2 protein-coding genes and 1 pseudogene are annotated in these 4,680 nt (G+C 62.5%); all 3 read right to left on the minus strand.

Translation table 11 applies throughout. From position 1 onward, the window contains the following. Nucleotides 1-35 precede the first annotated feature (35 nt). A complete protein-coding gene (locus tag EP867_RS18845) occupies nucleotides 36-2,165 on the minus strand; it encodes an NAD-dependent epimerase/dehydratase family protein (protein ID WP_128490985.1) in 2,130 nt (709 codons plus the stop codon). Nucleotides 2,166-2,173: 8 nt separating this feature from the next. Beyond that, nucleotides 2,174-3,151 (minus strand): glycosyltransferase, encoded by a 978-nt coding sequence (locus EP867_RS18850; RefSeq protein WP_128490986.1) that lies wholly within the window; start codon nucleotides 3,149-3,151, stop codon nucleotides 2,174-2,176. 845 nt (nucleotides 3,152-3,996) lie between these two features. Then, a pseudogene (locus tag EP867_RS18855) lies at nucleotides 3,997-4,611 on the minus strand (IS5 family transposase); the annotation flags it as partial. Nucleotides 4,612-4,680 lie beyond the last annotated feature (69 nt).

Raw genomic sequence — 4,680 nt, forward strand, 5'->3', positions numbered from 1 at the left:
GATCCTATCCAGATCACTGTGGCACATAAGTGCCGTCAGGAGGGGCTACCCAACCCATCATCAACGCCGAACAGATCCGGCTCAACGATGGATCTGATGAGGAAGCGCTCCCGATCACTTTCCGGGTTCCAGTTCAGGACACGGCGCGCCTTTGCGTTATCAAAGCGCGACAGATGACAGCGGGATTTCCAATCGGCGCGGGTGATCCCGGTGACATCTTTACGGCGCAGCACATAGCGCTTCAGCCCGTGCTTCAACCTGTCAGCCGCCCAGAGCATGTTGGGGTCAGAGGTGGTCACATGGATCCGCGCGCCGAGGCGGCGGTGGATCTCATCGAAATAATCCCGACCGGTGAGCATGGGATCCCCGATCAGATTAAAGGACGAACCCTCGATGCCGGGCGTTTCCATCATCGCGATCAGACCGTCCGATACATCATCTGCGAGAACGAAAGGCAGGATATTGCGCCCGCTTCCCCACAGGCGGACCGCGCCCGGACCATGCCAGCGCCCGATGCCCCAATGTTGCAGCGGACCACCCGGCCCCAGCACGATGCCAGGGCGCGCGATCGTCACATCTACGCCCTCTGAGCTTTGTGCCTCCAGCAGCCGCCGCTCACATTCTGCCTTGGAGCGGGCATAGAGGTTGCGCTCCTCCATCTCGCCAAAGACCGTGTCCTCGTTAATGACGCGGTTGGGATCCGACATATCATAAGACGCAATGGTGCCGGTATAGACCATCCGCCTGACCCCTGCCTGCCGGGCCGCGCGTGAGATCCGCAGCGCAGTTGCGACATCATTCTCCAGCGCCTCAGTCCAGGTCCGGTCAACCGAACGGGCCAGGTTAAAGACGCAGTCCATCCCCTCCATCGCGCGGCAAAGCGCGTCTTCGTCGTGCAGCGAAACGCGGGAGAGCTCGACGTGACCGGCCAGATCGTCAAAGGGACCGCTTCTGCCGCGCGACACTACGCGGACGTCGTGGCCCCGGGCCACGAGACGGCGGGTGAGGTTGCGGCCAATAAAGCCGGTGCCGCCGATCACCATAATCTTCGGCGCAGCGCCGGGCCGGGGCTGAGAGATCACAGCGGGCGCGCCGGGCGCAGAGACCAGCTCCGGCGGAAGTGACAGGCTGCTCTCGATTGCCGCAATGACTTTGCGCGCCTGAGCAATCGTGAAGCGGCTGTCGGGGTTGTCCTGACGCAGCCCTTCATAGAAGGCCGCGATGGTGTTGCGAAAACTCAGGCCATAGGGGCTTTTTTGATTGAGCGACAGCGCCTGGCGGGCCGCATTCACCAGAGCCTCGCGCAGATGCGCACCCGCCTTGCCCAGCTCTTTGCGCAGCGGATTGATCACCAGCTCCGAGGTATTGTCACGGCTCATGACAAAGGTGTCGGCGGCATAATCCACCTGCGCCAGGCCCGAAGATCCCCGCAGCGTGACAGAGCGGTCATCCACGGTTTCAACCAGCGACAGTGCGATGGTGATCTCAACCTCACCCGCGCGCGCCAGAATGCGCCAGCTCTGCGGCCGCCGGGCGCCCCCGGGCAGCGTGATCCATTGGCCAAGGCTGACGTGATCGATCTCAATGTCGCCAAAGAGATCCACCGCAAAGGAGAACGGATGCGGCCCAAGCTCCAGCAGCAGATTGCGGATATCGGCGAGCAGCCAGATCCCATAGGGCCCCGAACGCAGCGGCGGCAGCGGCAGTGACCAGTTGATCTGCACCGCCGAGACCACCCCCAGAAGCCCGGCATCCCGTGCCGCTTTCAGCCGCTGATAGGACGGCAGCGCAAGGAAGTTGTGGCAAACGCCCAATATCCGCCCCGAGCGATCCGCCGCAGCGGCCATATCATCGAGTTCCCTCCCCGAAAGCGCTGCCGGCTTTTCGACCAGAACATGCAACCCCGCCTCAAGGCAGCGCCGCGCCAGGGGATGGTGCAGCGGCGGCGGCGTCAGGATATGGACCGCATCACAGACCCCGGCGGCGATCAGCTCTTCAAGATCGGTGAAGCATTGGATGCCATAGGCAGAAGAAAAGCCCTGAGCGGCCGCAGAGGAGGCATCGCAGACCGCCACCAGATCAAGGCCGGGCGTGGTACGGATGGCATCGGCATGCCAGGTGGCGATATACCCGGCGCCCAGAATGGCGATACGAAACGTCTTCATAGCAGCCTCTACTTATACTCAATGATCTTCATGTCGTCGCCGATCAGGCGACGGCGGTAATACATCAACATGCCGAAAAGATTTGGTATCTTGGAAAGCGTCAAAAAGCCGGCCTGCCGGATGGCCATGCCCGTCGTCAGATCCCGCCGCCGCAGGTTTGCAGCGGTCCGCAACCAGGACAGCCCGTAGATCATAAGCACCGCCAGCGACAGCCAGGGCGTCAGCAGCAGTCCGGCCATCAGGATCAGCGGCAGGAGGAGACCATAGACCCAGACGCGCAGCCGCTCCCGGCGAAAATGCGGCGGATGCATCTGACCGACCTGGGCAAACCCGTGCCCGTCGCGCATGGTCCGCTTCCACCAGGGCGCAAAGCTCTTCATATCGGCGTCATGCCAGGTCATCAGCGCGGGAAGCCTTCTGAGCGTCCAGCCGGCTTTGCCGAGGCGCAGGCAGAATTCGTCGTCCTCGGCGGCGATCACGCGCGGATTAAAGCCCCCGATCTCGCGAAAGGCTTTCGTGCGCACCATCATATCGCCGCCGCAGGTCCTGATCTCCCCTGCGGGGCGGTGCCAGTCCATCTGGAACATGGCATTATAGACCGAAGCCTGCGGGTGAATTTCCGAGCGCCAGCCTGTCACCAGCCCGAGGCGGGCGTCCGCCCTCAGTTCCGCCAGGCCGGCTTCAAGCCAGCCCGCCTCGACCCGGCAATCTCCATCAACGAACTGCACAAAGTCGGGCGGATCTGTCTCAGCCATAAGACGCTCAAACCCCGCATTGCGCGCCCTTGCGGCCGTGAAAGGCTGCGATTGATCCAATTCAACGACGAGGACGCCGAGACTGCGCGCAAACTCCAGGCTGTCATCTGAGGAGCCGCTGTCGACATAAACAACCCGGTCGCAGACCGAGGTCAGCGACCGCAGGCAGGCCTTCAGCCTGTCGCCTTCATTGCGTCCGATGGCAACGGCACCAAGGGCAGGTTCGTGCATACCTTCTCTCATTCCACAACAGATCGGTCATTGGAGTGACCTTAAAAGGCGGCTGAAAACCTGGAGGGTTTTTCGACGCAAAGCCGAGCCTTAACGCTATCCTGGGAGGATGCGCACACCAAGCGACTTCTTAATGGCGGTTTGCTCTGCCTGCCGCGGCTGCCACCGGGCCGGAGGTCTGTCGTGGGATGTCGTGATCCTGCGGACCGCACATTCTGAAGCAGCCTTTGTCTGTCACAGACAGCGTCGGGGGGCTGAGGGGGCGGCCCTGACTGCGCCTCTGCGCGGCAGCGGACCGACCCGAGCCCTCGCGGGCTCGTCAGAACGCCTGACGCATCGCCCTGAGGCCTCTCCGGGTTTCGACCGGGCCAGCCACTCCCCTCCCGTCACGCAGGCTCGGGACAGCCGGCCTGCCTCAGACTTCAGAGAAGCGGATGCCGCCCGCCTGTCCCGAGCCTGCCGTCTGAGAACTCGCGAAGGCCGCAGTCGGGGCGACAGCCGGGCAATGGCTTCAAAAGGCTGCGACCCGGACGGAGAGAGCCTGAACCACCACACCGGAGGCGATTTCCACAGGTCTCCCTTGCCGCGGTCCTTGCAAAGTAAAGCGCCACAGCGCGACGCCGCAACAACAGCTCCGGCGAGTCCCGATCCGCACTTTAACCCAAGGCGCAGCGCTGCTGCACAAAATGTTTTGGATACAGTGTCTTGCCTGATCGTTCTCTGCACCCCGCATGACCTCTCCATCCAAGCCCCGCTACAAGACCAATAACCGGCTTGCTCATGATCAAGCGGGGCTTGTTGCGCAATTCGGTGACAAGGTGATGTGCCCCTTTCCCCTTTCTGGCTCATTTCACGCACTCGATCTCGGCCATTCCCATGGCCGAGCAACGGTTCATGATCGCGACGCGGATGTGGATTTCCGTGACCTGCCGATCTTGATCTCGTGAGACGATCCGATCGCCGAACAACTTGAGGCGGTTCATCTGAGCCTCAATCCGGCTTCGGGCATGATAGCCTGACCACCTCTTCCACAGCCCGCGCCCCAGGCGCTGTGTGGCGCGTCACGTCTCGTTGCGCCAGATCGCGGCGGGACAGTCTGTCTTCCACATGCGTCCATTCCGGCGAACGGGGATGATGGCCTCAGCGCCGCGCGCAAGGATCGCCTCAAGACAACGACGTGTATCGCAGGCCCCATCCGCGGTGACGGTTTCGATACCCTCACCTTCCGGGATCTGGGCCAGCAGATCGGGCAGCAACGCGCTGTCTCCCTCGTGGCTCGAGGTGAATTCCACCGCACGGATGTCGCCGGTCCCGGTATCCATCGCCATATGGACCTTGCGCCATTCTCGCCTGCGCGTCGCGCCGTGTTTGCGGGCGAGCCATTCACCATCACCGCGAAAGCGGATCCCTGTGCTGTCGATGAGCAGACTGAGGGGCCCACCAGCGTGTCTGTAAGGGATCTAAACGGCTCTGATGTTGTAACCGCCCCCCGACGGCATCTTTGTGCCAAGGTGGGATCGTTATAATCC

It is taken from the genome of Falsigemmobacter intermedius (assembly GCF_004054105.1).
In the GTDB taxonomy this organism is placed as follows: Bacteria; Pseudomonadota; Alphaproteobacteria; order Rhodobacterales; family Rhodobacteraceae; genus Wagnerdoeblera; species Wagnerdoeblera intermedia.